Source organism: Virgisporangium aliadipatigenens (genome assembly GCF_016863615.1).
In the GTDB taxonomy this organism is placed as follows: Bacteria; Actinomycetota; Actinomycetes; order Mycobacteriales; family Micromonosporaceae; genus Virgisporangium; species Virgisporangium aliadipatigenens.
This window is the reverse complement of sequence record NZ_BOPF01000008.1, coordinates 319,108-344,294: the sequence shown is the minus strand read 5'-3', so window position 1 is coordinate 344,294 and position 25,187 is coordinate 319,108. Positions and strand designations below refer to the sequence as shown.

25 protein-coding genes are annotated in these 25,187 nt (G+C 72.1%); 11 read left to right on the top strand and 14 right to left on the bottom strand.

Annotated elements, in window-relative coordinates; translation table 11 throughout:
* On the top strand, positions 1–469 hold a 469-nt coding region (locus Val02_RS14235), incomplete at its 5' end, for a sigma-70 domain-containing protein (protein ID WP_275415571.1).
* A 63-nt stretch (positions 470–532) separates the two neighbouring features.
* Entirely contained in the window at positions 533–1,744 is a 1,212-nt protein-coding gene (locus Val02_RS14230; protein ID WP_203899493.1) for a hypothetical protein, read from the top strand.
* Between the two features lie 10 nt (positions 1,745–1,754).
* Here the strand turns inward: Val02_RS14230 and Val02_RS14225 are convergent, their stop codons facing one another.
* The 6 genes from Val02_RS14225 to Val02_RS14200 all read right to left on the bottom strand — a co-directional run bounded on the left by Val02_RS14225 (position 1,755) and on the right by Val02_RS14200 (position 8,059).
* Complete coding sequence (locus Val02_RS14225) at positions 1,755–2,705, bottom strand: NAD(P)-dependent alcohol dehydrogenase (protein ID WP_203899492.1); 951 nt, start codon at positions 2,703–2,705, stop codon at positions 1,755–1,757.
* Positions 2,702–2,926: a helix-turn-helix transcriptional regulator gene (locus tag Val02_RS14220; protein ID WP_203899491.1), complete on the bottom strand. Its 225-nt coding sequence runs from the start codon at positions 2,924–2,926 to the stop codon at positions 2,702–2,704. The genes Val02_RS14225 and Val02_RS14220 overlap by 4 nt, the downstream gene beginning before the upstream one ends.
* Before the next feature lie 3 nt (positions 2,927–2,929).
* Positions 2,930–3,349 (bottom strand): hypothetical protein, encoded by a 420-nt coding sequence (locus Val02_RS14215; RefSeq protein WP_203899490.1) that lies wholly within the window; start codon positions 3,347–3,349, stop codon positions 2,930–2,932.
* Between the two features lie 88 nt (positions 3,350–3,437).
* On the bottom strand, positions 3,438–6,017 hold the full coding sequence (locus Val02_RS14210) for a bifunctional acetate--CoA ligase family protein/GNAT family N-acetyltransferase (RefSeq protein WP_239152868.1): 2,580 nt from the start codon (positions 6,015–6,017) through the stop codon (positions 3,438–3,440).
* Positions 6,018–6,021: 4 nt separating this feature from the next.
* Entirely contained in the window at positions 6,022–7,206 is a 1,185-nt protein-coding gene (locus Val02_RS14205; RefSeq protein WP_203899489.1) for an acetoin utilization protein AcuC, read from the bottom strand.
* A 1-nt stretch (position 7,207) separates the two neighbouring features.
* Positions 7,208–8,059, bottom strand: coding sequence for a sulfurtransferase (locus tag Val02_RS14200; RefSeq protein ID WP_203899488.1), 852 nt, complete (start codon positions 8,057–8,059; stop codon positions 7,208–7,210).
* A gap of 92 nt (positions 8,060–8,151) precedes the next feature.
* Between Val02_RS14200 and Val02_RS14195 the strand changes: the two genes are divergently transcribed.
* Entirely contained in the window at positions 8,152–8,862 is a 711-nt protein-coding gene (locus tag Val02_RS14195) for an iron-dependent transcriptional repressor DtxR (RefSeq protein ID WP_203899487.1), read from the top strand.
* Here the strand turns inward: Val02_RS14195 and Val02_RS14190 are convergent.
* Complete coding sequence (locus Val02_RS14190) at positions 8,859–9,449, bottom strand: hypothetical protein (protein WP_203899486.1); 591 nt, start codon at positions 9,447–9,449, stop codon at positions 8,859–8,861. The two genes, Val02_RS14195 and Val02_RS14190, sit on opposite strands and share 4 nt — an antisense overlap.
* A 114-nt stretch (positions 9,450–9,563) precedes the next feature.
* On the opposite strand from Val02_RS14190, the gene Val02_RS14185 reads away from it, so the two are divergent.
* A complete protein-coding gene (locus Val02_RS14185) occupies positions 9,564–10,571 on the top strand; it encodes a lysylphosphatidylglycerol synthase transmembrane domain-containing protein (protein ID WP_203899485.1) in 1,008 nt (335 codons plus the stop codon).
* On the opposite strand, the gene Val02_RS14180 is transcribed toward Val02_RS14185, so the two are convergent.
* A complete protein-coding gene (locus Val02_RS14180) occupies positions 10,550–11,539 on the bottom strand; it encodes an ADP-ribosylglycohydrolase family protein (RefSeq protein ID WP_203899484.1) in 990 nt (329 codons plus the stop codon). The two genes, Val02_RS14185 and Val02_RS14180, sit on opposite strands and share 22 nt — an antisense overlap.
* Positions 11,540–11,704: 165 nt before the next feature.
* Here Val02_RS14180 and Val02_RS14175 point away from each other — a divergent pair, with 165 nt between their 5' ends.
* Genes Val02_RS14175 through Val02_RS14150 form a run of 6 tightly spaced genes read left to right on the top strand, consistent with a single transcriptional unit; the run spans position 11,705 to position 15,299 of the window.
* Entirely contained in the window at positions 11,705–13,126 is a 1,422-nt protein-coding gene (locus Val02_RS14175) for a diguanylate cyclase domain-containing protein (RefSeq protein WP_203899483.1), read from the top strand.
* Between the two features lie 47 nt (positions 13,127–13,173).
* Entirely contained in the window at positions 13,174–13,581 is a 408-nt protein-coding gene (locus tag Val02_RS14170; protein ID WP_203899482.1) for a YbaB/EbfC family nucleoid-associated protein, read from the top strand.
* A 1-nt stretch (position 13,582) separates the two neighbouring features.
* Positions 13,583–13,912, top strand: a complete 330-nt coding sequence (locus Val02_RS14165; RefSeq protein WP_203899481.1) for a type VII secretion target — start codon at positions 13,583–13,585, stop codon at positions 13,910–13,912.
* A gap of 5 nt (positions 13,913–13,917) precedes the next feature.
* Positions 13,918–14,406 carry a WXG100-like domain-containing protein gene (locus Val02_RS14160; protein WP_203899480.1) on the top strand — a complete coding sequence of 163 codons (489 nt, stop codon included), beginning with the start codon at positions 13,918–13,920 and terminating at the stop codon, positions 14,404–14,406.
* Positions 14,407–14,410: 4 nt separating this feature from the next.
* Positions 14,411–14,845, top strand: a complete 435-nt coding sequence (locus Val02_RS14155; protein WP_203899479.1) for a hypothetical protein — start codon at positions 14,411–14,413, stop codon at positions 14,843–14,845.
* Positions 14,846–14,858: 13 nt separating this feature from the next.
* A complete protein-coding gene (locus tag Val02_RS14150) occupies positions 14,859–15,299 on the top strand; it encodes a DUF6334 family protein (RefSeq protein ID WP_203899478.1) in 441 nt (146 codons plus the stop codon).
* 13 nt (positions 15,300–15,312) lie between these two features.
* Here the strand turns inward: Val02_RS14150 and Val02_RS14145 are convergent, their stop codons facing one another.
* The 4 genes from Val02_RS14145 to Val02_RS47330 form a co-directional block, all read right to left on the bottom strand.
* Positions 15,313–15,987, bottom strand: a complete 675-nt coding sequence (locus Val02_RS14145) for a class I SAM-dependent methyltransferase (protein ID WP_239152866.1) — start codon at positions 15,985–15,987, stop codon at positions 15,313–15,315.
* Positions 15,984–18,902, bottom strand: coding sequence for a vitamin B12-dependent ribonucleotide reductase (locus tag Val02_RS14140; protein WP_203899477.1), 2,919 nt, complete (start codon positions 18,900–18,902; stop codon positions 15,984–15,986). The genes Val02_RS14145 and Val02_RS14140 overlap by 4 nt, the downstream gene beginning before the upstream one ends.
* 146 nt (positions 18,903–19,048) lie before the next feature.
* Entirely contained in the window at positions 19,049–19,507 is a 459-nt protein-coding gene (nrdR, locus tag Val02_RS14135; RefSeq protein ID WP_203899476.1) for a transcriptional regulator NrdR, read from the bottom strand.
* 218 nt (positions 19,508–19,725) lie between these two features.
* On the bottom strand, positions 19,726–20,877 hold the full coding sequence (locus Val02_RS47330; RefSeq protein WP_239152864.1) for a LysM peptidoglycan-binding domain-containing protein: 1,152 nt from the start codon (positions 20,875–20,877) through the stop codon (positions 19,726–19,728).
* Positions 20,878–21,409: 532 nt separating this feature from the next.
* Here Val02_RS47330 and lexA point away from each other — a divergent pair.
* Positions 21,410–22,156 (top strand): transcriptional repressor LexA, encoded by a 747-nt coding sequence (lexA, locus tag Val02_RS14125; protein ID WP_203899520.1) that lies wholly within the window; start codon positions 21,410–21,412, stop codon positions 22,154–22,156.
* A 94-nt stretch (positions 22,157–22,250) separates the two neighbouring features.
* Here the strand turns inward: lexA and Val02_RS14120 are convergent, their stop codons facing one another.
* Entirely contained in the window at positions 22,251–23,651 is a 1,401-nt protein-coding gene (locus tag Val02_RS14120; protein ID WP_203899475.1) for an esterase-like activity of phytase family protein, read from the bottom strand.
* A 51-nt stretch (positions 23,652–23,702) separates the two neighbouring features.
* Positions 23,703–25,133, bottom strand: a complete 1,431-nt coding sequence (gene hflX, locus Val02_RS14115) for a GTPase HflX (RefSeq protein ID WP_203899474.1) — start codon at positions 25,131–25,133, stop codon at positions 23,703–23,705.
* Between the last annotated feature and the right edge of the window lie 54 nt (positions 25,134–25,187).

Genomic DNA, 25,187 nt, shown 5'->3' with positions numbered 1-25,187 from the left:
GCAGGTCAACCGCATGGTGCGGGCCCGGCGCGACCTCGCCACCACCCTGGGTCGCGACCCGTCGATCAAGGAGATCGCGGCCGCGCTCGGCATGCAGGACTACCAGGTGCTCGAGCTCATCTCCTACGACCGCGAGCCGGTCAGCCTCGACCAGGCCGTCGGTGAGGACGGCGAGAGCGCGCTCGGCGACTTCGTCGCCCGGGTGGACCCGCGCGAGGAGCCGGCCGACAGCGTCACCAACGGGCTGCTGCGTTCCGAGGTGGAGATCGTGCTGGCGACGCTGTCGCAGCGGGAGCAGGCCGTGATCCGGCTGCGGTTCGGCCTCGACGACGGGCGTCAGCGCACGCTGGACGAGGTGGGTCGCGAGTTCGGGCTGTCGCGGGAGCGGATCCGCCAGATCGAGAAGGTGACGCTGCTGAAGCTGCGGCACCCGTCGCGCGCCAAGCGTCTCGAGGCGTACGCCTCCTGATCATTTCCTTGGAGAAAGGGACGGAGCTTCGCGCTCCGTCCCTTTCTCGTGCACAATCCGTGCGTGTTTTCGCACGCGGTGACGCTCGGCGAGATCTGGGATCCGACCGATGTGGTGCCCGTCGATCTGCTTCCCCTACTGATCACCACCGGGATCCGGCCGCCGGAGCGGGTGCTCGCACACGTGCGCCGGCTCGACGACCCGTGGGACGGCGCGATGGACCGGGCGTGCGCGATCTCCGCCGTGGCGGGTCACGTCGACCCCGACGAGGCCCTTGACCTCGCCGCCGGGATCGCGACCGAGCAGGCGCGGGCGAAGGCGTTGAGCGCGCTCGCCGCGCACCGGCCGGAGCGGGTGTTCGGGGCGGCGCGCGCACTCGCCGGCGTCGAGTGGCAGGCCCGGGCGCTGACGGCGGTGGTGCCGCACCTGCCGGACGCGCTGCGTGCCGAGGCCTCCGACCTGGCCGTCGCGGCCGCCGCCGACGTCCCCGACGAGCGCGGGCGGTTCCACGCCCTGCTCGCGCTGTTGCCGCATCCCGAGGCCGAGCGGTACGCCGTCGAGGCCGTCGCGGACATGAGCCCCGACGAGGTGCGCGCCGCGATCCGGCCGGACCCCGCGGCGTTCCGGACGCCGGCCCTCCTGGAGGCCGCCTGGTCGAGGGCGGGGGTCGTGTCGCGGGCACTGCTCGCGCCGCTGCTCTCCGCCGAGCGGCGCGCGGAGGTGCTGGCCGGGGCGCTGGCGCTGGAGGTTCCGCACCAGCGGCTCGAGGCGCTGGTCGCCCTGATCCCGCACCTGCCCGAGGAGAGTCGCGCCGCGGCGCTGGACCGGGCGTGGGAGGCCGCGGACTCCGTTGCCGACCACGCCGTCTGGGGCGCCATGTCGCGGGTCGAGTCCTGGCGGTCGCTGGTCCCGCATCTTTCGGGGGAACGTCGTGACGCGGCACTGCGCACCGCCCTGGCCGCGGTGGTGGCCGTCAACCGGGAGAACTTCGTCGTCTTCGAACTGCTGCGACTGGCTCCCCTGATGCCCACGGACCTTTTGGCCATGGCGGTGGCGAAGGTCGGTGCGACGCGGCGGCCGTGCTGGCGCGCGCCGGGCCTGTTCACACTGGCCCGACACCTGCCGGCCGAACTGCTGCCGCGGGCCGTCGAGGCGGCGACGGCGATGGGCGAGCCCTACTGGGTGGGGATGGCCATGGCCGGGATCGCGCCCCGCCTGTCGGCCGACGAGCGCAGGCGGCACCTGGCCGACCTGCGCATCGTGGAGTTGCTCTGAGGCGTGTGACTCAGACGGTGATCGCGAGCTTGCCCCGAACCTCGGCGGTGCGCAGGTAGGCGATCGCGGCGCTGGTGTCCGGCAGCGGATACGTCCGGTCGAGGGCGGGTGTCACCCGGCCCTCCTCGATCAGCCCGTGCAGCTCGCGCAGGGCGTTCTCGTCCTCGCTCATGAACAGCGGGATCAGGGTCTGCTTCGTCAACGGGTTGAGCAGCAGCATCCGGAGCTGGCGGGTGACGCCCTGCAGGAGCCGGCCGCCGAAGCCCTCGCCACCGACGAGCACGAGCGTGCCGGTCGGGGTCAGCGCGGCGCGCAGTCGGGCGACCGTGCGTCCGCCGGCGGTGACGACGACGCGGTCGAAGACGGCGCCCGGCGGCAGGTCCGCGTACGCCTCGTCGGCGCCCAGGCCGCGCGCGAACTCGTGCTTCGCCGGGCGGCAGACCGCGGTCACGTGTGCGCCGCGCGCCTTGGCGATCTGCACGGCGAAGCTGCCCACTCCGCCGCCGGCGCCGGTGACGGCGACCCGGTCGCCGGCCTTCAGGCCCTGCAGCGCCTTGAGGGCGGTGACGCCGGAGATCTGCACCGTGGCGGCCTGGGCCATGGAGAGCGCGGCCGGCTTGGGCAGGATGCGGTGCTCCCGGGTGCGGGCGAACTCGGCGTAGCTGCAATCGGCCGCCCCGTACACCTCGTCGCCGACGGCGAACCGGGTGACCTCGGCGCCGATCGCCTCGACCACGCCGGCGACGTCCTCGCCGATGCCGTGCACCTTGGGCCGGCGCAGCCCGAACCCGACGGCCCGCACGAGCAGCGGCAGCCCCGTGATGAGGTGCCAGACGCCCTGGTCGACGCCGGCCGCGTGGACGCGCACGAGCACGTCCGTCGGACCGACCGGGGGAAGGTCGACGTCGCCGTAGGTCAGCGCGTCGGGGCTGCAGTAATGGTCGCGGACGATTGCCTTCATGACGACTCCTCCGGGTACTGGAACACCTCGTCCACCCGGACCTTGAAGACCCGGGCGATCTGGAACGCCACCTCGAGCGACGGCGAGTACTTGCCCTGCTCGATGGCGATGACGGTCTGGCGGGTCACTCCGACGTGCGCGGCCAGGTCGGCCTGGGTCATCTCGCCGTTGGCGAAGCGGAGTGCGCGGATCGAGTTGGTGATCTTCGTGGGCTTGACCATGTGTCAGAGACCCCGGCGGTAAAAGACGATCTTCGCGCCGGCCGAGGCCACCGCAGCGACGCAGAAGCTGAGGTAGATCGCGTTGGCGATCCAGAACGGGTCGAACTCGGCCATCGCGAGCCCGAGCGGCACGACGGTGCAGACGCTCATGACGATGAAGCCGACGGTGTAGCCGAGTCGGTCGTAGGCCACGTCCCGCTCGTCGCTGAGCTGCGGCTCGCGGTGCGACACGACGACGGTCGCGATGACGATCACCATGTTGGCGACGATCGCGCCGAGGATGGTGACGATCATGGGCCCGACGTAGGCGACGTCGGTCAGTGCGCCGTCACCGGCGCGGCCGAGGACGACGGCGGCGTAGATCGCGGGGCCGACGATCCCCACGACCAGGTAGATCCAGGAGCGCTTCTCCTCCAGGGACACGGCGACCACTCTCCATGTAAAGAATTCTGTACATGGGAGTGTCAACTGCAGCAGACATCATGTCAAGAAATTTTGACCTGACTTCCCTTCAGTGAACCTGGCGCGGGCCGGTGTCGGGCCGGGTCGCGGGCGGGCCCACCTGGATCTCGGCGCCGAGGACGCTCAGGCCGCGTTCGTGGGCCAGCACCGGGTTGAGGTCCACCAGCGTGAGCCGTGGCTGGTCGGCCGCCATCCGGCCGATGCGCAGCAGCAGATCCGCGAGTGCCCGGGTGTCCACCGGTGGGGTGCCGCGGTAGCCGTGCAGGATCGGGGCCGCCTTCGGGGCGCGGAGCAGCCGGACGGCGTCCCGGTCGGTGAGCGGGGCCGGGCGCCAGGCCATGTCCGAGAGCAGGTCGGTGGCGACGCCGCCCAGGCCGAAGCCGACCACCGGACCGAACGCCGGATCGTCGATCGCGCGGATCGTGCACGCCACCCCGGGCGTCGCCATCCGTTGCACGGTCACCTCGACCGAGAGGCCGAAGCGTTCCTGGAGGTCGGCGTGGGCGCGGGCGACCTCGGCGTGGGTGGCCAGGTCCAGCCGCACCGCGCCCAGGTCCACGCGGTGCCGCCACGGTGCGGCCGCCACCTTGAGCGCCACCGGGAAGCCCAGGTCGGCCGCCGCGTCGGCCACGTCCTGCGGGTCGCCGGAGAGGCGCCGGCCCGGCACCACGGGGATGCCGTAGCGATCGAGCAGGCGGGCGGCGCGGTCGTCGTTCCCCGGTGCGGTGCCGGTCCAGCCCGCCGCCGACGAGCCGACCACCAGGGCCGCCCCGGGCGGGTCCACGTCGGCGAGGTCGGGGTGCTCGCCGACCGGTTCGCGGCGCCAGGCGGCGTAGGTGGCGACCCGGCCGAGCGCGCGGACCGCCTCCTCGACGGAGGGGTACACCGGCACCTGGCCGACCGGTTCGCCCGCCGGGTAGACGCCGAGCACGGGCTTCTCGCAGTCCCGGGCCGCCTCGGCGACCGCGCGCTGCCCCTCGACCAGATAGGGCGGCGGGTGTTCGGGGTCCTCCCAGATCGGGGCCGCCGGATCGGTCGAGGCCGCCGGCGCGTACGCCACCAGCACCGCGTCGACCGCCGGGTCGGCCAGCGCCGCGCGCACCGCGTCGGCGAGCACGGCCGGCGTCACGTCGTACGACAGCCGGCGGACCGTGGTGACCGACAGCCCCGCGCGCGGCGCCGCGGCGGCCGCCAGCGCGGCGAAGACCTCCGCGTCGCAGACCACGCCCAGCCTGTTCCCGCCGGGGAGGGGCTGCGTGCCGACCAGTGCGCCGACGTCGAACATCGCCGCCACCGTCTCCGTGCGGATCACGCCCGACGAGGCGAACAGCGCCGTCTCCGCGCCGATGTCCAGCCGCGTCCCGTGACTGCGCGCCGCCGAGGCCACCGCGACGACCGGCTTGCGGCTCGCCAGTTCGCGGGCGATGCGGGCGAACTTGCGCGGGTTGCCGAACGTCTCCAGGTACAGCAGCACCGCATCGGTCGCCGGGTCGTCGTGCCAGTACTGCATGAGGTCGTTGCCGCTCACGTCGAGGCGCTCCCCCGCCGACACGAACGTCGACAGGCCGATCCCCCGCCGTCGGGCCGTCGCCAGCAGCGCCGTGCCGAGCGCGGCCGACTGGCTGAAGAAGCCCACCCGGCCGGGATGCGGCAGGGCCGGTGCCAGGGTGGCGTTCAACCCGATGGCCGTGTTGGCCACGCCCAGTGCGGCGGGGCCGATCAACCGCAGGCCGTTCGACCGGATCAGCCGGACCAGGGCGCGGCGCCCGGCGTCGTCGAAACCGCTCGACACGACGAGCACCGAGGTCACCCCCGCGGCGGCGCACTCCGCGACCACGGCGCCCACGTTGGGCGCCGGCACCACGATCACGGCCAGGTCGACCTCCGCCTCCGCCCGCAGCACCGCAACGGCCGCCAGCCCGCACACCTCGCCCGCGCTGCGGTGCACCGGCACCACCCGCCCGGTGAACCCGCCGTCGCGCAGGTGCCGCAGCACCTGGGCGCCCAGTCCCGTGCCGTCGTGCCGCGCCCCGTAAACGGCCACCGCGCGCGGCGTCAGCAGCTTCGCCACCGAACGCGCCTCGGCCCGCTGCTCCCGCCGCCGCTGCACCTCCACGGAACGGTCGGTCGGCGCGATCGGGAACGTCAGGTGCACCACGCCGTCGGCGTACTGCCGGGCCACCTCGTAGCCGGTGTCGACGAAGACCCGGATCATGCGCGCGTTGGCCGGCAGCACCTCCGCCACGAACCGGTGGATGCCCACGGGCGCGGCGGCCGCCGCCAGGTGCTCGAGCAGGACCGAGCCGAGCCCACGCCCCTGGTGCGCGTCCTCCACCACGAACGCCACCTCGGCCTCGTCGGCGCCGGCACCGAGCCGTTCGTAGCGCGCGACCGCGATCAGTTCGCCGCCGACCTCCGCCACCAGTGCCTCGCGGTCGTGATGGTCCACGTTGACGAAGCGCCGCAGGTCCCGGGCCGGGATGCGCGGGTACGGCGAGAAGTAGCGCAGGTAGCGGGTGCGTTCGGAGAAGCGGCTGTGCATCGCGACGACCGCGTCGGCGTCCTCCGGCGTGATCTGTCTGATGTGGACGGTCGCACCGTCGGAGAGCACGACATCGGCCCCGGACACGGGTTCAGTCCCGGGGGTCGAACGGGTCGAGGCCGTGTAACGGGAACACCGCGTTGCGGGTGGCGGTGATGGTGCGGTCCAGGGGGTTCGGCTCGCCGTCAGGCTGCCACGGCGCGTAGGAGGCCTCCGAACCGTCGCCCATCGTCTCCGGCACGATCGCGTCGGGGACCCTGCGGTGGGCCAGTTCGCGCCACTCCGGCGGGGTGGGCGTGGCCGGGTCGACCGGCTCCCCCGTGGCGACCGCGAGCAGGTGCGTCCACGCCCGCGGGACGGCCTCGGCCAGCGCGTAGCCCCCGCCGCCGGTCGCGACCCACTTGCCGCCGCAGATCTCGTCGGCGAGCCCGCGCAGCGCGATGTACGTGGCGCGCTGGGCGTCGACGGTCAGTTCGAGCCGCGCCAACGGGTCCAGCCGGTGCGCGTCGGCCCCGCACTGCGTGAACAGCAACTGCGGCCGGAACGCCCGCAACAACGCCGGCACCACCGCGTGGAACGCCCGCAGCCAGCCCGCGTCGCCGGTGCCGCTGGGCAGGGCGACGTTCACCGCGCTGCCCTCGGCGCCCGGCCCACCGGTCTCGCGCGGGAACCCGGTGCCCGGAAAGAGCGCCATCGGCGTCTCGTGCAGGCTGATCGTGAGGACCCGCGGGTCGTCGTAGAACATCTCCTGCACGCCGTCGCCGTGGTGCACGTCCACGTCGACGTAGGCGACCCGTTCGGCCCCGTCGGCGAGGAGCTTCGCGATGGCCACCCCGGGGTCGTTGTAGACGCAGAACCCCGACGCCCGGCTCGGCATCGCGTGGTGCAGCCCGCCGGCGATGTTGACCGCGCGGGCCACCTCGCCCCGCCACACCGCCCGGGTGGCCCGCATCGTGGCGCCCGCCACCAGCGAACTGGCCTCGTGCATGCGCGGGAACACGGGATTGTCCGGCGGCCCGAAGCCGAAGCCGCGGAAGCGGGGGTGTCCGGGCGCCGCCTTGACCGCCGCGATGTACTCGGCGGTGTGCACGGCCGTCAGGTCGGCGTCGGTGGCGGCGACGGGCTTCTCCCGCACGACACCCGGGCGGTCCAGAACGCCGAGGCGGGTGGCGAGGTCGACGGTCAGTTCCAGCCGGACCGGGTCCAGCGGATGGTCGCCGAGGTTGTAGCCGAGCAGCGCCTCGTCCCAGAGGACCAGCGTTTCGTCTTTACCCATGTCAGGCCTTGTCGATCGGGCGGTTCTCGTCAGTGATCCAGTCGCTCCACGATCCGACGTACAGCACGGGCGTGTACCCGGCAACCGTCAACGCAAGCACGGTCTGCGCCGCCGTGACACCCGAACCGCAGTAGGCGCCCACCGGCCCCTCGTCCGGCTCCAGGCCCAGCGCCTCGAAGCGTTCGCGCAGCGTGCCGGCGTCCAGCAGGCGGCCGTTGTCGTCGACGGTGTACGCGGCCGGCTGGTTGAGCGCGCCGGGGATGTGCCCGGCGACCGGGTCGACCGGCTCCTGTTCGCCGCGGTACCGGGCCGGCACGCGGGCGTCGAGCAGCCGCCCGTCGACCGCGAACGCGGCGGCCGCCCCGGCGTCGATCACCGGCTCGTGGTCGGGCGCGACGGTGAAACCGCCCGGTGCCGGTTCCACCCTGTCGTCCGTGACCGGCCGGCCGTCGGCCGTCCAGGCGGCGTACCCGCCGTCGAGGATCCGCACGTCGGGGTGTCCGGCCCAGCGCAGCACCCACCAGGCCCGGGCGGCGGCCCCGGTCGGCGGCGTCCCGCCGGCGTCGTAGACCACGACCGGCCGGCCGGCGTCGACCCCCGCGGCGCGCAGCGCCTCCTGGAGCACGGCCGGCTCGGGCAGCGGGTGCCGGCCGCCGGCGCCGGGTGGTCCGGCGAGCGCGGTGTCGAGGTCGACGAACGCGGCCCCGGGCAGATGCCCCGCGGCGTAGGCCTGCGCGCCGTCGCCTTTCAGGGTCCACCGAACGTCGATTAGAGTGGGCGGCCGCGCCGACGCCAGTGCGACGGCCAGTTCCGCGACCTCGATGAGCGGGTTCACCACGTCAGTTTGTCTCATCCGACGGGTACCATCGGGCACCGGGAGGACCGCGGCTGTGAACGATCTCGTCGACACCACTCGCGGGAACAGACCTGCGGGAGGTGGTACCAGTGAATGACCTCGTCGACACCACTGAGATGTACCTGCGCACCATCCTCGAGCTCGAGGAAGAAGGGGTGGTGCCGCGGCGTGCCCGCATCGCCGAACGCCTGCACCAGAGCGGCCCCACCGTCAGCCAGACCGTCGCCCGCATGGAGCGCGACGGGCTGCTGATCGTCGAGGGCGACCGGCAGCTCAACCTCACGGACGCCGGCCGGACCTACGCCGTCGCGGTCATGCGCAAGCACCGCCTCGCCGAGCTGCTGCTGGTCAACGTGATCGGCCTGCCCTACGAGGAGGCCCACCAGGAGGCCTGCCGGTGGGAGCACGTGATGAGCGAGAGCGTCGAGAAGCGGGTCTACGACCTGCTCGGCCGCCCCACCCGTTCGCCGTACGGCAACCCGATCCCGGGCCTGTCCGAGTTCGACGGGCTGCCGCACAGCGAGCCGATGGACGGCGAACGCAACCTCGCGTTCCCCGGGCTCGACGGCGCCGTCGTGGTGAGCCGCATCTGTGAAAGCGTGCAGACCAACGCCGACGTGCTGCGCCAGTTGCACATCGCCGGCGTGGACCCGGGCGCGCGGGTGTCGGTGCGGCAGGAGCGCGACGCGGTGCGCATCGACCGGGGCGACGAGCAGGTGCGGTTGCCGCGCGAGGTGGCGTCGCGGGTGTTCGTGACGGTCGGCGCGGCCACCGTCCAGGCGGGAGCCACGAACTCCTAGGCGGGATCCAGGAACCTCGCGAGGTCGACCAGGCGTTCGCCCATGGTGTCGGCCTCGGTCTGCGGTGCCGGCTGCGGCAGTCGGCACCGCACGACCATGATCTGATTGGTCTTCGTCAGCCAGCCGAGTTCGGCGCCGGCGCCCGGGCCCGCCGGGTCGGTGCCGGCCGCCGGGCGCACGAGCCGGTACGCCGCCTTACCGATCCCGGGCAGCTCCGTCGCCCCCGGCGGCGTCGCGCTCGCCTTGAAGGACTCCGGGGTCGCGCCGGTCGGCGTGATCGCGAGCGTCAGGTCCGGATACCCCTCTTCCCGCTGCTGGAGAACGCACGTGAGCGCGCCCTCGCTCTGACCGGCCGCCGCGACGTCGAACCTGATCCCGAGGAGCGTCTCGACGGCATACAGGTCGAGCAGCTGGCACGCTCCCCCGGCCGCGGCCGCCGGGGCACGTTCCTCCGGGCGCGCCGGCACACCCATCGACTGCGCCTTCGGCTCGCTGGATCCGGCCGCCCCGTCCGAACATCCGGCGGGAGCCACGCAGACGGCGGCAATCAGGACAACGGCGCCTTGGCGTCGGATCCGCGACATCACGCGCAGAGGGTACGACCCGGTGCCCGCTTCGCGCACCCCGCCGTCGCCGGATAGTAACCACGCCCGTGTTACTTTTTCGCACGTCTTGATTGCCGGCGAGCGGAGAAGTCGATCGTGGCCGAAGCGGAGACCGCGATGACCGAAGCCGCCCGACCCTCTCCGTGGCGCGCGCGCCTCATCACCGCCGCCCGGTACCTCACGATCGCGGTCGTCGCCTACTTCATCGTGGCGACCACGGTGGACCAGTGGCCCGCCGTGCGCGGTACGTTCGCGAGCCTCTCGTGGGGCGTCATGATCGCGTCCACGTTCTTCGCGGTGCTCTCGATCGGCGCCGTCATGATGGGCTGGCGCAGCATCCTCGCCGATCTCGGGCATCCCCTGTCGGTGCGCGCCGCCGCCCAGATCAACCTCGTGGGTTCGCTCGGCAAGTACGTGCCCGGCTCGGTCTGGGCGTATGTCCTGCAGATGCAGCTGGCGCGCCGCTTCGGGGTGCCGCGCAGCCGGGGGTTCCTCGCGTCGCTGGTGCTGACCGCGATCGGCATCTCGTCGGGCGTTCTGGTGGGCTCGCTGGGGCTGCGGGCGATGGCCACGATGACCGGCCCCGACGCCCGGACCGGCCGGTACGTCATGTGGATCTCGCTGGCGCTGGTGCCGGTCGTCATCGCGTACACCAACCCGTGGGTGCTGTCCCGCCTGGTCGGCCTCGCCCTCACACTCACGCGGCGGGAGCCCCTCGAACGCCCGTTCTCCGCGCGCGGGCTGGCGATCACGTTCGGGTGGGGGACGCTGGGCTACGTCTTCTCGGGGCTGCACCTGTGGGTGCTCGCGGGCACCGTCGCCGGCACCGGGCTGCGCGGCCTCGTGATCGCCTCCGCCGCCATGGCGCTGGCGATCATCGCCGGCACGGTGGCGTTCATCCTGCCCAGCGGGCTCGGGGTGCGCGAGGTCGTGATCGGCGCGACGCTGTCGGGGGTCGGCGTTCCGCCCGGGCAGGCGTTGGGGCTGGCGCTGGTGTCGCGCCTGCTGATGACCGTGGCGGACGTGGGCGGGGCGGCGATCGCCACCGTCGTGGCGCTGCGGCGCTTCGGGCCGCCCGCCGCTCAGTCCCAGACCGACGAGTAGCGGTGCAGGTCGTCGGCGTACTCGATGACGTTCTCCCAATGGGAAGGCCAGGCGGGGAACCCGAGTGAGGCACCGGCGTAGGCCCCGGCGAGACAGGCGATGGAGTCCGAATCGCCGGACGACGTCGCACCGCGCGAGATCGCGGCGACCGGGTCCTCCGGGAAGAGCAGGAAACACAGCAGCGACGTCACCAGCGCCTCCTCGGCCACCCACGCGGAGCCGGTGACCAGGCACGGGTCGGCGTCCCGGTCGCCCGCGGCGAGGGCGGTGTCGAGCCGGTCCAGCGCGTCGAGGCACTCGTCCCACCCCGTCGCGACGAAGTGCTCGGGTGACGGGTGGTGCGACTGCTTCCACAGCCCGCCGAGCCAGTCCGCGCGGTACACGCGCCGCTGGGAGCGGGCCCGCTCGCGCAGCGCGGCCGGCAGCTCCTTCGGCGCGACCGCCCCGCAGCGCAGCCACCACACCGCGAACGCCGTCAGCTCGCTCGCCGCAAGCCCGGTCGGGTGCCCGTGCGTGAGGGCCGCCTGGAGCTGGGCGGCGCCGGCCCGGTCGTCGTCGGTCAGGTCGGGGACGAGGCCGACCGGGGCGACGCGCATGTTGGCGCCGCAGCCCTTCGAACCGACGATTGTCGCCTCCTGCCAGGTGACACCCGGGTCGCCGAGGTTGGCGCAGGCGCGCAGGCAGGTGTTGCCGGGGGCGCGATCGTTGTCCGGGCTGATCGCCCACGCGAGGAACTCGGTGCGCAGCCGCTCGGCGAACCCCACCGGCTCGAGCGGGCCGCCGGCCAGCGCGGCCGCCACCGAGATCGTCATCTGGGTGTCGTCGGTGACGCGGCCGGTCTCCAACTCGCGCGGGCCCCGGGGACCGTACCGCTCGGCGATCATCGTCATGGACAGGAACTCCGTCGGCGCCCCCAGCGCGTCCCCGTACGCCAACCCGAACAGTGCACCCTTGGCCCGCTGCGTCACCCGGCCATTCTCCCGGGTTGCCTCAACTCGTTTCGGCCCGGACCGATGACGTGCCTGGAGACTCGTTCGCGGTATCCCGTGCCGCGCACCGGCGTACGACAACCGGGTGACAGAGGTCGCCGGGACAGCACTAAAGCCGGACCCGCCGCTGCCGATCTGCCACACGTGATCGTCGCCCAGGCCAACTCCGTCACCGTCGGTGCCGTGCTCCGCGCGGTCATCGAGGTTGCGGACGAAGCACTCGACGTGGCGGCGAGCGAGGAACAGGTGCTGTGCGTCGGCGTCAACGGCGTCGGCTCCGTCCTGGGGGACCGCTGCTCGATCCGGGTCACCCCGCTGACCGGCGCCGAACCGCCCACCACCGCCACCAGCCACCCGGACCCGATCGAGGCCGAGGTCGACGAGTTCGTCTCGGGGCTGGCCGTCAGCGCGACCGTGCTGGTCAACACCGACGAATCCGGCGACGACAGCCCGCAGGCGCGGGCCGCCGCGACCTGGCTCTCCCGGCACGGGCTGCGCCAGGCGGTCGTGGCGCCGCTGCTGGCCCGGGGGCGCGCCGTCGGCACCATCGCGGTCACCCGGGAGGCCGACCGCCCCTCCTTCACCGACGACGACGTGAACTTCGTCACATCCCTGGCGGACATGCTCGGCATCGCCGTGCAGAGCGCCCGCGTGCGCAACGACGCGATGGTCACCGTCGAGGACCTGCGGCAGCAGGTGCAGGTCACGGACAGCATCTCCGACGCCCTGGTGGCCTGCGACTCCTCGCACCTCATCGTCAGCTGGAACACCGGCGCCGAGAAGATCTACAAGTACTCGCGCGACGACGCCATCGGCTGCCACCTGTTCACGCTGCTCGCCACGGAGTTCTACAACACCGAGGGCGGGCAGATGAGCCCCGACGACGTCTTCGCCGAACTGGCGGAGATCGGCCAGTGGAACGGCGAGTTCCGCGAGCGCCGGGCCGACGGCGAGCCCCTGGTCGTGCTCTCCTCGCTGACCCAGATCTACGACGGGGCCCGCCCGACCGGCCTCGTGGCGGTGGGCCGCGACGTGACGGCGCAGCGCCGCGAGGAGTACCAGGCGATGCACGACGCCCTCACCGGGCTGCCGAACCGCCGCCTGCTCAACACCCGCCTGTACGAGGCGCTGGCCCGCGCCGTGCGCACCGACCAGCCGATCGCCGTCCTCTTCATCGACCTCGACGGGTTCAAGCCGATCAACGACACCTACGGGCACGCCGCCGGCGACGAGGTGCTCACCACCACCGCCGAACGCCTGCTCTCAGCCGTGCGCCACAGCGACACCGTGGGCCGGCTCGGCGGCGACGAGTTCCTGGTGATCCTGGAGGAGGCGGGCGGCACCGAGCACATCACCCGCGCCGCCGGCCGGATCACCTCCGCGCTCTCCGAGCCGATCGAGGTCGACGGGGCGGTCGTCACGGTGCTGCCGAGCATCGGCGTGTGCGTCTCCGAGCACCCGGCCTCGGACGCGGCGCCCGCGGAGCGGATGCTCGACTCCGCCGACCGCGCGATGTACGCCGCGAAGCGCGAGAAGAGCGGAATCGTGTTCGTGACCCCGGACTGACTACCATTGCCGCGAAGCGGCCGTCCGGGCTTGGGGGGACACTCACGGTGACTGGTGGGACACCAGACGTCGGCCGGTTGTTGGCCGACGCGATCGCGGCCCTCGGCCAGGCCACCAACGGGACGGTCGACAGCGAGCTGCGCGGCGCGGGCGAGGCACTCGACGGGCGGATCACGGCCACCGCCAAGCCCCATGGCGTCGTCGACTCGCTCGTGATCAGTCCGGGCGCGCTACGACTCGCGCCCGAGGCCCTCGCCGAGGAGATCCTGCGCGCGGTCAACGGTGCGTTGGACGACCTCCGTTCCAAGATCGGGTCCGCGCTTCCGGGCGCGCCGGACACCGCCGCACTCTCCGCCGAGCTGCGGGACATTCAAGAGCGTTCGACGGAACGGATGTCAGCGTTCCTGTCCGCGATCGAGACTGCCCGGACGGCGGCACGACCCGAGAAGCGCTGAGATGACGAAGCCGTTCAGCGTCGACCCTGACTCGGTGCACCGTTCCGGCGGTGAGGTGCTGGCCGCCGCGGATGCCCTGCGCAGCGTCGTGAACGCCGCGCGGGCTCAACTCAGCGAGTACACCGCCGCGTGCGGCGGCGACCAGATCGGCGCGATCATGGCGGAGACCGGCAACGGGTGCGCAGCGGTGATCTTCGACCTGTTCGACGAGATCGCCGATGCGCTGGGCGAGGACGGCACCGACCTCCAGGAGATGGCGGGCACCTACCTGCGCACCGACCAGGTCGCGGCGGAGACCATCACCGACGCCGGCCGTGGCCTGGCGGTGTAGCGCGCATGGGGCTTCAACTGCCGCCGCAACTGACGGAGCCGCTGAGCTGGATCGGGCTGGACTGGCCCACCGCCGACGAGGAGCACCTGTTCCGGCTCGGGCAGGGGTGGCTCGAACTGGCCGGCACCCTCGGCACCTCCGCGCAACGCGCCGACCAGGGTGCGCAGGCCGTGTGGACGGAAAACAGCGGGCCGGCCGTCGAGGCGTTCCGCAAGCACTGGGAGGAGGGCGGCGGCACCAAGGCGGTGCGCGGCGGGCAGGCCGCGGTCACGATCATCGGTGTCGGGCTGATCGTCTACGCCGCGATCATCCTCTTCCTCAAGATCAGCTTCATCGTGCACCTCATCGTCCTGTTGATCCAGGTGACCCAGGCGATCATCACGGCGGTGGCCACCTTCGGCGCCTCGCTCCTGGAGATCCCGGTCTTCCAACAAATCGCCCGTACCGCCGTGGACACGCTGCTCAACATGGTTCTCCTGGAAATCATCGGGTGACCGGGTGGGGCGGGGACGGCCACGCGGCGGACAGCGCGGACCGCGCAACTCACGCCTGGCGCGGGAGGTTTCCGAGGAGGTCGAGGAGACCGCCGAAAATCTCACCCGGCGCGGACGGCGGCGGCGCGGCAACGACGACGACACCGACACCGACAACACCCCGGAGACACCCGCCGGCCCGGTGAAGCTCTCCGCAGGCGGTCAGCGCAAGTTCGGCAATCTGCCGGCCGACATGAAGGACATGCCGGCCACCGAGGCGGTCAAGGCGCGCGGCGGCGGTCAGGCGCAGGTCAATATGATCGACAAGGAGTACCAGAACATGACCGTCGGCGAACTCGCCAACCGCGCGGCCGCCGGCGACGAGAAGGCCGAGACGGCCATGAAGATGGTCAAGCAGGCATCCTCGAAGGCCCAGAAGTACGGCCGCGGCGGCCACTGAGACGGAAAGAGCGATGACTCTCTACGACGACATCACCGACCTGACCGTGGACGCCGGACCGTTGCAGTACGTCGGATACCACGTCGACCCCGCCTTCCCGCGCGACGTCGCCGGCATCCGGCTGCGCTTCGCCCACGGTGCGTGGCTGGTCGGCGTCGACAGCGACGACGACACCGTGACGCTGCAGAAGGTCGAGGGCACCGCACCCGCCGGGGCAACCGTCGTGGATGCCGGCGGGCTCCTCCCGTGGGCGGCGGCACTCGGCAAGCATGTCCAGTGGCGATGGGTCCTGGAAAACCAGCAGGGCTACACCGACGCCCTGCAGATCGAGTTCACCGATCGCGTGCGCGTCGGCTCCGTGACGATCCAGGTGCTCGCGATCGGGTCCGCGCTGCGGGTGCACGCCGTGCTGCCGGTCGAGACACCCCTGCTGGTGCGCCCTCCGGCGGGCTGAACCCGGGCGGCGGCTACCGCACCGCCATGAGATACGCCTGTGCCGAGGACTCCATCGTCCCGGCGGGTTCGCGGAGCACCCGCGTGTGCACGGTCAGGCCGGCATCGTCGAGCATCCTCTCGACGAGCTGGGGCCCTCTCCGGTGGACCCGCAGTGCCACGGGGTGACCGTAGGCGCGGTCGAGGTCCCGCGGCTCATCGCCGGCCTGGAACGCCATCAGCAGTTGCCCACCCGGCCGTAGCACCCGCCGGAACTCGGCGAGGACCGCCGGCAGCCCTTCGGTCGGCGTATGGATGATCGAGTACCAGGCGAGCACTCCGCCGAGCGCGCCGTCCCCGATGTCGAGCGCCTCCGCCGAGCCCACGCGGAAGGGCAGGTCCGGGTGGCGCCTTCGGGCCTCCGCCACCATGCCCGGGGAGAGGTCGATGCCCTCGACGTCCGCGCCCAGGTCGCGCAGGAAGCGTGTGATTCTGCCCGGCCCGCAGCCGACGTCGGCGACCCGGCCGTCACCGACCTGCTCGGCGAAGGTCGTGAGCAGCGCGCGGTCGAGCGGCTTGCCGGCCAGTTCGTCCTCGAGGAGGGCCGCGTAGTCGACGGCGACCCGGTCGTACGACTCGCGGGTCGCCGTCACGTGCGCCGGGACGCCGGAAGCCGCAGCTCCCGACGCCCCGGTCAGCGGATCGATCAACTGCAGCCGCTGGTGCTGCCGCAGCCCTCACACACGTAGCAGCTCCCCGCGGGGCGCATCTTCGTGCCGCAGGTGAAGCAGAGCGGCGCGTCGGCGGCCTTGCCCTGCACCGCTTCGAGCAGTTCCGTCGAGGAACCGGCGGCGCGCGGAGCCGGCACCGACTCGGCGGCCCTGGCGGGCGCGGACGCCTCCTTGGGAGCCGACGACGCCAGCTCCGTCAGGTCGACCCCGGCCTCCGCCTCGGCCTCGGCCTTGATCTGCGCGGCCCGCTCCTTGGCCGTGAAGATGCCCAGCTCGGCGCGGTCGTCGTAGGGCAGGAAGTCCAGCGCCAGGCGACGGAAGATGTAGTCCATCACCGACGCCGCCATGCGAATGTCCGGGTCGTCGGTCATCCCCGCCGGCTCGAACCGCATGTTGGTGAACTTCGAGACGTACGTCTCCAGCGGCACGCCGTACTGGAGCCCTATCGAGATGGCGACCGAGAAGGCGTCCATCACACCGGCGAGCGTCGACCCCTGCTTCGACATCTTCAGGAAGACCTCGCCGAGCCCGTCGTCCGGGTACGACGACGCGGTCAGGTAGCCCTCCGCACCGCCGACCGAGAACGACACCGTCTCGCTGGGCCGCTTCTTCGGCAGCCGCTTGCGCACCGGGCGGTACTCGATGACCTTCTCCGGCTCCGGCTTGGTCTCCGCCTTCGCCTCTTCCTTCTTCGACTTGGCGGCCGACAGCGGCTGGCCGACCTTGCAGTTGTCGCGGTAGATCGCGAGCGCCTTCAGGCCGAGCTTCCAGCCCTCGTAGTAGATGCGCTCGACGTCCTCGACCGTGGCCGACTCCGGCATGTTGACCGTCTTGGAGATCGCACCCGAGATGAACGGCTGGATCGCCGCCATCATCCGCACGTGCCCCATCGGCGCGATGGACCGCTCGCCCATGGCGCAGTCGAAGACCGGGTAGTGCTCGGTCTTGAGGCCCGGCGCGTCGACGACGTGCCCGTGCTCGGCGATGAACTCGACGATCGCCTCGACCTGCTCCTCCTGGTAGCCCAGGGTGCGCAGGGCGCGCGGCACGGTCTGGTTGACGATCTGCATCGAACCGCCGCCGACCAGCTTCTTGAACTTGACCAGCGCCAGGTCCGGCTCGACACCGGTGGTGTCGCAGTCCATCATCAGGCCGATCGTGCCGGTCGGGGCCAGCACGCTCGCCTGCGAGTTGCGCCAGCCGACGCCCTCGCCGATCTCCAGGCACTTCTGCCACTGGGTGGTGGCCGCCGCGAGGATCTCGGTGTCGACGTCGCCCGTGGGGACGACCGCCGTGCTCGCCGCGGCGTGCTTGCGCATCACCCGGGTGTGCGCGCGGGCGTTGCGGCCGTAGCCCTCGTACGGTCCGACGACACCCGACAGTTCGGCGGAACGGCGGTACGCGGTGCCGGTCATCAGCGACGTGATCGCGGCGGCGAGCGAACGGCCACCGACGCTGTCGTAGGCGAGGCCGCTCGCCATGAGCAGGGCGCCCAGGTTGGCGTAGCCGATGCCGAGCTGGCGGTACTTGCGGGTGGTTTCGCCGATCTTCTCCGTCGGGAAGTCCGCGAAGCAGATCGAGATGTCCATCGCCGTGATGACCAGCTCCACCGACTTCACGAAGCGGTCGATCGCGAACGTGCCGTCCGAGGCGAGGAACTTCATCAGGTTGAGGCTGGCGAGGTTGCACGAGGAGTTGTCCAGGTGCATGTACTCGCTGCACGGGTTGGACGCGGTGATGCGGCCGGTCTCCGGGCAGGTGTGCCAGTCGTTGATGACGTCGTCGTACTGGATGCCGGGATCGGCACACTCCCACGCCGCCTTGGCCAGCTTGCGGAACAGCTCCTTGGCGTCGACGGAGGCGATCGCCTCGCCGTTCTGCCGCCCGCGCAGGTTGAACCGGGCGCCGGCCTCGTACGCCGCCATGAACTCGGCGTTGGTGCGCACCGAGTTGTTGGCGTTCTGGTACTGCACGCTCACGATGTCGGAGCCGCCCAGGTCCATGTCGAACCCGGCGTCCCGAAGCGCACGGATCTTGTGCTCCTCGCGCGCCTTCGTCTCGATGAACTCCTCCACGTCCGGGTGGTCGACGTCGAGGATCACCATCTTCGCGGCCCGGCGGGTGGCGCCGCCGGACTTGATGGTGCCCGCGCTCGCGTCGGCGCCGCGCATGAAGCTGACCGGGCCGGAGGCGGTGCCGCCGCTGCTCAGCAGTTCCTTCGAGGAACGGATCCGGGACAGGTTGACACCCGAGCCCGAACCGCCCTTGAAGATCAGCCCCTCCTCCTTGTACCAGTCGAGGATCGAGTCCATCGAGTCGTCGACCGAGAGGATGAAGCAGGCGCTGACCTGCTGCGGCGACTGCGTGCCGACGTTGAACCAGACCGGCGAGTTGAAGCTGAACACCTGGTGCAGGAGCATCCAGGTCAGCTCGTGCTCGAAGATCTCGGCGTCGGCCGGGGCCGCGAAGTAGCCGTGCTGCTCGCCGGCCGCCCGGTAGGTCTTCACGACGCGGTCGATGAGCTGCTTGAGGCTCCACTCGCGCTCGGGCGTGCCGACGGCGCCGCGGAAGTACTTCGTCGTGACGATGTTGGCGGCGTTGACGCTCCAGAAGTCCGGGTACTCGACCCCGCGCTGCTCGAAGTTGATCGAGCCGTCCCGCCAGTTGGTCATGACGACGTCACGGCGTTCCCAGGTGACCTCGTCGTAGGGATGAACGCCCTCAGTGGTCCACACCCGCTCGACACGCAGGCCCCGGGTGCTACCGCCGCCGTTCGTGCTCGCCGCGATCGCGCCACCTCCGTTCGCCGCGCTCGCGCGTCGTCCACCGGACCGCGCCGCCGCCACGCCGTTGCTCGCGCCGTTCGACGCCTTGGTCGTACTATCCCCCGCCATCAGGCCGGCCCCCTCACATACGCGGCATCTGCCGCGCTCCTCTGTAGCGGCCGTCGGACACCTGCCGACGGCCGTCGCGTTCAACGTCTTTCCGGCGGGGCGGTCGCGGACCTGCCTCGCCCTGGCACACCGGTCCGGGCGGCTTGTCAGCCCGGCACGTTCGCCTCTTCGCGCAGCGTCGCGATCTCGCGTTCGAAGTCCTCGATCGAGTCGAACGACCGGTACACGCTGGCGAACCTCAGATACGCCACCTTGTCGAGGTCCTTCAGCGGGCCCAGGATCGCCAGCCCCACCTCGTGACTCGGCACCTCTGCCGCCCCCCGCGCCCGGATGGTCTCCTCGACCTTCTGGGCCAGCAGCGCAAGCGCGTCATCGTCGACGGGACGGCCCTGGCAGGCCCTCCGCACCCCGGACATGATCTTCGTACGGCTGAACGGCTCCGTGACCCCGCTCCGCTTCACCACCGCGAGGACGGCCTCCTCGACCGTGGTGAACCGCTTCCCACACTCGGGGCACGAACGCCGTCGCCGGATCAGCTGACCGTCGTCGGCCTCCCGCGAGTCGACCACCCGGGAATCCGGATGACGGCAGTACGGGCACCGCATGACCGATCTCCTCCAACCGCCGAACATGCGCACGCGTCCGCAACGGTGAACCCGAAGGGCACCCCGCTGTGGATAAAGGTGTGCAGAAGCTGTGGGTAGGTGAACCCTACCTGTGGATACTTACACCGCTGTAACTACTAGATGTTGGGGTTGACGTTAGGCCGCGACCGACGCCGACGCAAGCCGAACGGCCGAATCCGGGCGGTTCGTTAGTCGTTTCACTCCCGCCCCGGCAGAACCAGTCGCTGACCGGGGTGAATTACATACCCTTCGAGGTCGTTGAGCCGCCGAATCTCCGCAATTGCGGCATAAGGGTCACGCCCAGGGAGGTTCCGCCGCGCGAACGCCCACAGGTCGTCGTCGGGCTGCACCACCGCGGTGCGCGGCGCGGCCGGCCGGTCGGCACGAACCGTCGAGGAGACGGCCAGACCCGCGCCGCCGAACATCAGCACCAACAGCACCAGCAGCACCAGGCGACCGCGCCGGGTCAGCCGGACCGGCCGGCGCCGCGTGCCGACCCGCCGTCCCGTGCCGCTCGCCCGGCGTCCGGCCGCGCCCCGCGACCGCGCTCCGATGGCCCCGGCGCGCGTCGACGCCGCTCCGCCGCGGGCGAACCCGTCCCGGCCGGACATCGATCCGACCGCCCCGTCGCGGGCGCCCCGGCCGGCCGCCCGGCGGGTCCGTGGGAGCGCGTCGTCGCCCGGGACGCGCACCTGCGGCGCATCGGGCGAGAGCGCCGCGTCCGGACCCCCCGGCCGGACGGCCGCGTCGCGGGAGGCCCACACCGGCACGCGGGCGTCCACGCCCGTCCCCGCGCCGTCGGCGGCGGCCCGCCCGGGGCGACCCGCGCCCGCCTCTCCCCGGTCGCCGGCGGTGCGCTCGCCGCAGGCCGCGCAGCCGCAGTCCCCCGGCCGCAGCGCCTCCCAGCCGACGATCCGGTCGCGACGGCACGCCGACCCGTCCCAGCCGGTGATCTCCGGCTCGATGGCCCAGTCGTGCGCGCCGTACGGGTCCTGGGAGACGTACGGCGCGTCGGCATCCGAGGCGTCCCGTGCGTCCCGTTTGTCCACAGAGGACTCAACGTCCGGATTCCGGGGTCCGCCGCCCCCAGATCCGAGCGCCGGCCCGTCGTCGCCCGGGTACCCGCCGGCGGTCCGCCCGTCCGCGACCCGCCCGTCGGCCACCCCCGGACCGCCCGCGTCCGACGTGCCCGGCCGCCGCTCGGCCACGTCGCGCTGGGCGGGTGGTGGAACGACACCGAGGCCGCCCGCCGTGGCGATCCCTGGGCCCGCCGACCCGTCGCGCCCCGGCGCCAGTGTGCGTCGGAACCCGGCGCGGCGCTCCGCCCGCCACGCCACGTACCGCTGCACGGATTCGTCAGAGGCCCACCGCGCCCGGCGGGATGCTGCGCCCCGCTCCGCCGAGACCAGGTTTGCCGCACATCGCCCACCAGTGGGCCTTCCCACGCCGCCCATGTCAAATACCTCCTCGGGCGTCGGCGAGTCGAACAGCCGTTCTATCGCACGGACGTACGATGGTGTACCAGACGGGTACGACAAAATCGAGCGACACGACGCGCCGCGTAGAACAGTTGTTTGAAACTGTCGGACCCGCCAGCTACCGTGCGAGCCACAGAAGATCACGGATCGTGCGCAGCACCACGCCGGGCGGTCGACGCGAATCGACCGGCCGGCCAGACAAAGGAGGGATGACGTGTCCGCCGACCAACGCGCCGCCGCGCAGAGCCGGAAACACGCAAAGGGTGGGCAGAGCGCCCCGGACGAGGCGTCCGCCCCGGCCGACCGCCCACCGACTTCCGCGACCGCCGGTGCGGCCGCCCGAGAGAGCACGACGACTTCAGCTTCCCCCGACGCCGCCTCCGCTCCCCCGGAGGAGTCCGAGCTGTCGGCCGCACGTTCCCGGCGCAGCGGCCGGCGTGCCAGCCGCCAGAAGGGCGGCGAGCCCGAGGTGCGCGCGGTCACGGCCGTGGTCAGCGCCTTCCCCGACCTGTTCGCCGCCGACCTGACGACGCGGCAGCAGCGGATCCTGGAGTTCATCCGGGGCTGGGTCGAGCGTTACGGCTACCCGCCGAGCGTGCGCGAGATCGGCGAGGCCGTCGGGCTGGTGTCGCCGTCGAGCGTGGCGTACCAGATGAAGCAGCTGGAGGAGAAGGGCTACCTGCGCCGCGACCCCAACCGGCCGCGGGCGGTGGACGTTCGGCCGCCGAGCGAGCTCATCGCGGAAAACGAGGAGGCCGTCCGGTCGGCGCGTCCCGCACCCGCGTTCGTGCCGGTGCTGGGCCGGATCGCCGCCGGTGGGCCGATCCTGGCCGAGCAGGCCGTCGAGGACGTGTTCCCGCTGCCGCGCGAGCTGGTCGGCGAGGGCACGCTGTTCCTGCTCCAGGTCAAGGGCGACTCGATGCTCGACGCGGCCATCTGCGACGGGGACTGGGTCGTGGTGCGCCAGCAGCCGACGGCGAACAACGGGGAGATCGTGGCCGCCATGCTGGACGGCGAGGCGACGGTGAAGACGTACCGGCGCCGGGACGGGCACGTCTGGCTGATGCCGCAGAACCCCGCGTTCGAGCCGATCGCCGGCGACGAGGCGACGATCATGGGACGGGTGGTGGCGGTCCTACGGCGGATCTGACGGACGCGCCGGGCCGGCCGGCGGGGCCGTCCCGGCACATCTCAGACCGTCATGCACGCGATCGGCACGAGCGCCGGTCGCGTAGAGGCGTCGCTCAGCGGCGCCCGTAGCCGCGCGGCTCGCCGTACGAGGCGTTGGGGTCGTCCCAGCCCGGCTCGGGGTCACGGCGGCCGCCGTACACGGCGCCCCCGCCGCCACCCTGCGGGGCACCGGACTGGCCGCCGCCCGAGCGGTACACGCCGCCCGTGGGCGGGTCCTGCAGCGACTCCCGCCGCCCGGCCCTCGGCATGCCCTGGCCCGGCGCGGGTGGGGCGTCGAAGTCGAAGTCGTCGCCGACGACCGGTGCCGGCGCACGCGCCGGGCCGTCGGGGCCGCGGCCGTCAGGGCCTCGGTTGTCGGTGCCGCGGTTGGCCGCAGCCGCGGCGCTGCGCTGTTTCCGGGAGCGCCGGATGCCGACGATCCCGACGACCACCAGCACCAGACCGAGGACCCCCACCCCGGCGACCAGGTACGTGATGTCGTTCAACGTGAGCTCGGACAGGCCGCCCGCCTCCTCTGTCTCCGGTGCGGCGCTCTTCTTGGTGTCGGCAACCGCCGCCGCCGGAGCCGCCGGCTTGTACTTGAGCAACGGCGTGGTCTTCGCCGTCACATCGGAAACAGTAACGAACGCCGATCCGTCCCGTGTATAGGTGATCGCCTCGCCCTGAGGCTCGTTGGGCAGGGGGGTGACCCGGGGCACACCCGTGGTGATGGCCTTGACGACGTCGCCGTCCGGAACGTCGTACTCCAGCGCGTCCGCGTACGTGCGCAGCACCACGCGCTTGTTGTCCGGCGCGTTGGCCCCGCCGGTGACGAGAGAGCGCCCGCCGATGCTGAACGGGTTGGGCGTGTCCGACGACGGCAGTTTGATCTCGCCGGCCTTCTTCAGCGGCACGCCCGCCTGGGTGTTCGGCTCCAGCTCCTTGGAGGGCACGAACACGCCGGGCGCCTTGCCGATGTCCTTCGTGATGATCATCGGGTTGCCGGCGGAGTCGAGCAGGATCGCCTCGGCGTCGTGCTTGCCGTCGGGATAGGTGACCCGGTACACGACCGGCGTCTGCCTGCCCGGTGAAAGCTTCCAGAACGCGACCGTGCGCCGCTCGGCGTTGTTGTCACCGATGTCGGCCGCCCAGACGGTGCCGTCGCCGGCGACCGCCAGATCCTCGACGTCGAGCGAGTTGGTCGGGTACTGCACGGAGGAGACGAGCTTGCACTGGTTGTCGAGCTTGAAGATGCGCTTCGCGGACTGGTCAGGATTGCTGTCGTTGATCACCCAATAGCCGCCGTCGATCGCGACTATCCCGGACAGTTCGGTCAGCTTGGAGTCGTTGATCGTGCACGCCGTCTCCGGGCCCGCGGCGGAGGGGGCCGGAGTCGGGGCATGGGCGGACGCCGCGGTCCCGGCCCAGGGAAGGGCCGCACACGCCACCGCGATGACCAAGGCAATCCGCCGCATCGGTCAAGCATTACAGAACCGCGCGACCACACCAGCGGCCCTACGGCCAGTTCACTCGGCGTGTTGCGGCTCCCACGCAAACGGCGCCAGCTCCGCCGCGAGCCCCTCGTCGACCCGCGCCCGCAGGACGGTGCCGCCCTCGGTGTGCTCGGTCGACAGCACCTCGCCCCGCCGGTGGGTCCGGGCGATGAGGTCGCCTCGGTCGTACGGGACGCACACCTGCACCTCGACGGCCGGCCACGGGAGGCGTTCCTCGATGGCGGCGCGCAGCTCGTCGACGCCCAGGCCGGTGCGCGCGGAGACGAACACGGCCGTGGGCCACAGCCGCTTGAGCCGCAGGACGGTCTCCTCGTCGGCCGCGTCGGCCTTGTTGATGACGAGCAGCTCGGGAACCTTGTCGGCGCTGACGTCGGCGAGCACCTCGTGCACCGAGCTGACCTGCTGCTCCGGGTCCGGATGCGAACCGTCGACGACGTGCACGACGAGGTCGGCCTCGGCCACCTCCTCGAGCGTCGAGCGGAACGCCTCGACCAACTGGTGCGGCAGGTGCCGGACGAACCCGACCGTGTCCGAGAGCGTGTACTGCCGCCCCTCGGCGGTGCGCGCCTGCCGGGTCGTGGTGTCCAGGGTCGCGAAGAGTGCGTTTTCCACCAGTACTCCGGCACCGGTGAGCCGGTTGAGCAGACTCGACTTGCCGGCGTTGGTGTACCCGGCGATGGCGACGCTGGGAACGGAGTTGCGCCGGCGGCCGCTGCGCTTGGTGCGGCGCATCTGCTCCATGTCGGCGATCTGACGGCGCAGGCGCGCGATGCGGGTACGGATGCGCCGGCGATCCACCTCGAGCTTGGTCTCACCGGGGCCGCGCAGGCCCACGCCGCCGTTGCCGCCGGCGCTACCACCGGCCTGGCGGCTCATCGCCTCGCCCCAGCCGCGCAGCCGCGGCATCAGGTACTGCAGCTGGGCCAGCTCGACCTGGGCCTTACCTTCCTTGCTCTTCGCGTGCTGGGCGAAGATGTCCAGGATCAGCGCCACCCGGTCGATGACCTTGACCTTGGTCTCGTTTTCCAGGCTGCGCAGCTGGCTCGGCGACAGCTCGCCGTCGCAGATGACGGTGTCGGCGCCGGTGGAGACGACGACCGAGCGCAGGTCGCCGACCTTGCCGCGGCCGATGAAGGTGGCCGGGTCGGGGCGCTGGCGCCGCTGGATCAGCCCGTCGAGCACCTGCGCACCGGCCGTGTCGGCCAGCGCCGCCAACTCGGCGAGGGAGTTTTCCGCGTCGGTCACGGTCCCCTCGGTCCAGACGCCGACGAGGACCACCCGCTCCAGGCGGAGCTGCCGGTATTCGACCTCGGTGACGTCGGTGAGCTCGGTCGAGAGGCCGGCGACCCGCCGCAGCGCGTTGCGCTCCTCGAGGTCGAAACCGCCGGTGCTCGTGTCCAGGTCGTCGTCGGTGACGGGGACGTGCTGTTCAGTAAGTCGCAAGATGCCCTCCAGAGCTTCGATCGTGACACGCCAGACCTACCCAGCGCATCCGCA

What these genes read in the sequence shown, in the direction of transcription:
- Val02_RS14225 (WP_203899492.1), bottom strand. Translation starts at nt 2,705, where the DNA reads ATGAAGGCAATCGTCCGCGACCATTACTGCAGCCCCGACGCGCTGACC.
- Val02_RS14220 (WP_203899491.1), bottom strand. Translation starts at nt 2,926, where the DNA reads ATGGTCAAGCCCACGAAGATCACCAACTCGATCCGCGCACTCCGCTTC.
- Val02_RS14205 (WP_203899489.1), bottom strand. Translation starts at nt 7,206, where the DNA reads ATGGGTAAAGACGAAACGCTGGTCCTCTGGGACGAGGCGCTGCTCGGC.
- Val02_RS14200 (WP_203899488.1), bottom strand. Translation starts at nt 8,059, where the DNA reads ATGAGACAAACTGACGTGGTGAACCCGCTCATCGAGGTCGCGGAACTG.
- Val02_RS14165 (WP_203899481.1), top strand. Translation starts at nt 13,583, where the DNA reads ATGACGAAGCCGTTCAGCGTCGACCCTGACTCGGTGCACCGTTCCGGC.
- Val02_RS14160 (WP_203899480.1), top strand. Translation starts at nt 13,918, where the DNA reads ATGGGGCTTCAACTGCCGCCGCAACTGACGGAGCCGCTGAGCTGGATC.
- Val02_RS14150 (WP_203899478.1), top strand. Translation starts at nt 14,859, where the DNA reads ATGACTCTCTACGACGACATCACCGACCTGACCGTGGACGCCGGACCG.
- Val02_RS14140 (WP_203899477.1), bottom strand. Translation starts at nt 18,902, where the DNA reads ATGGCGGGGGATAGTACGACCAAGGCGTCGAACGGCGCGAGCAACGGC.
- nrdR (WP_203899476.1), bottom strand. Translation starts at nt 19,507, where the DNA reads ATGCGGTGCCCGTACTGCCGTCATCCGGATTCCCGGGTGGTCGACTCG.
- Val02_RS14120 (WP_203899475.1), bottom strand. Translation starts at nt 23,651, where the DNA reads ATGCGGCGGATTGCCTTGGTCATCGCGGTGGCGTGTGCGGCCCTTCCC.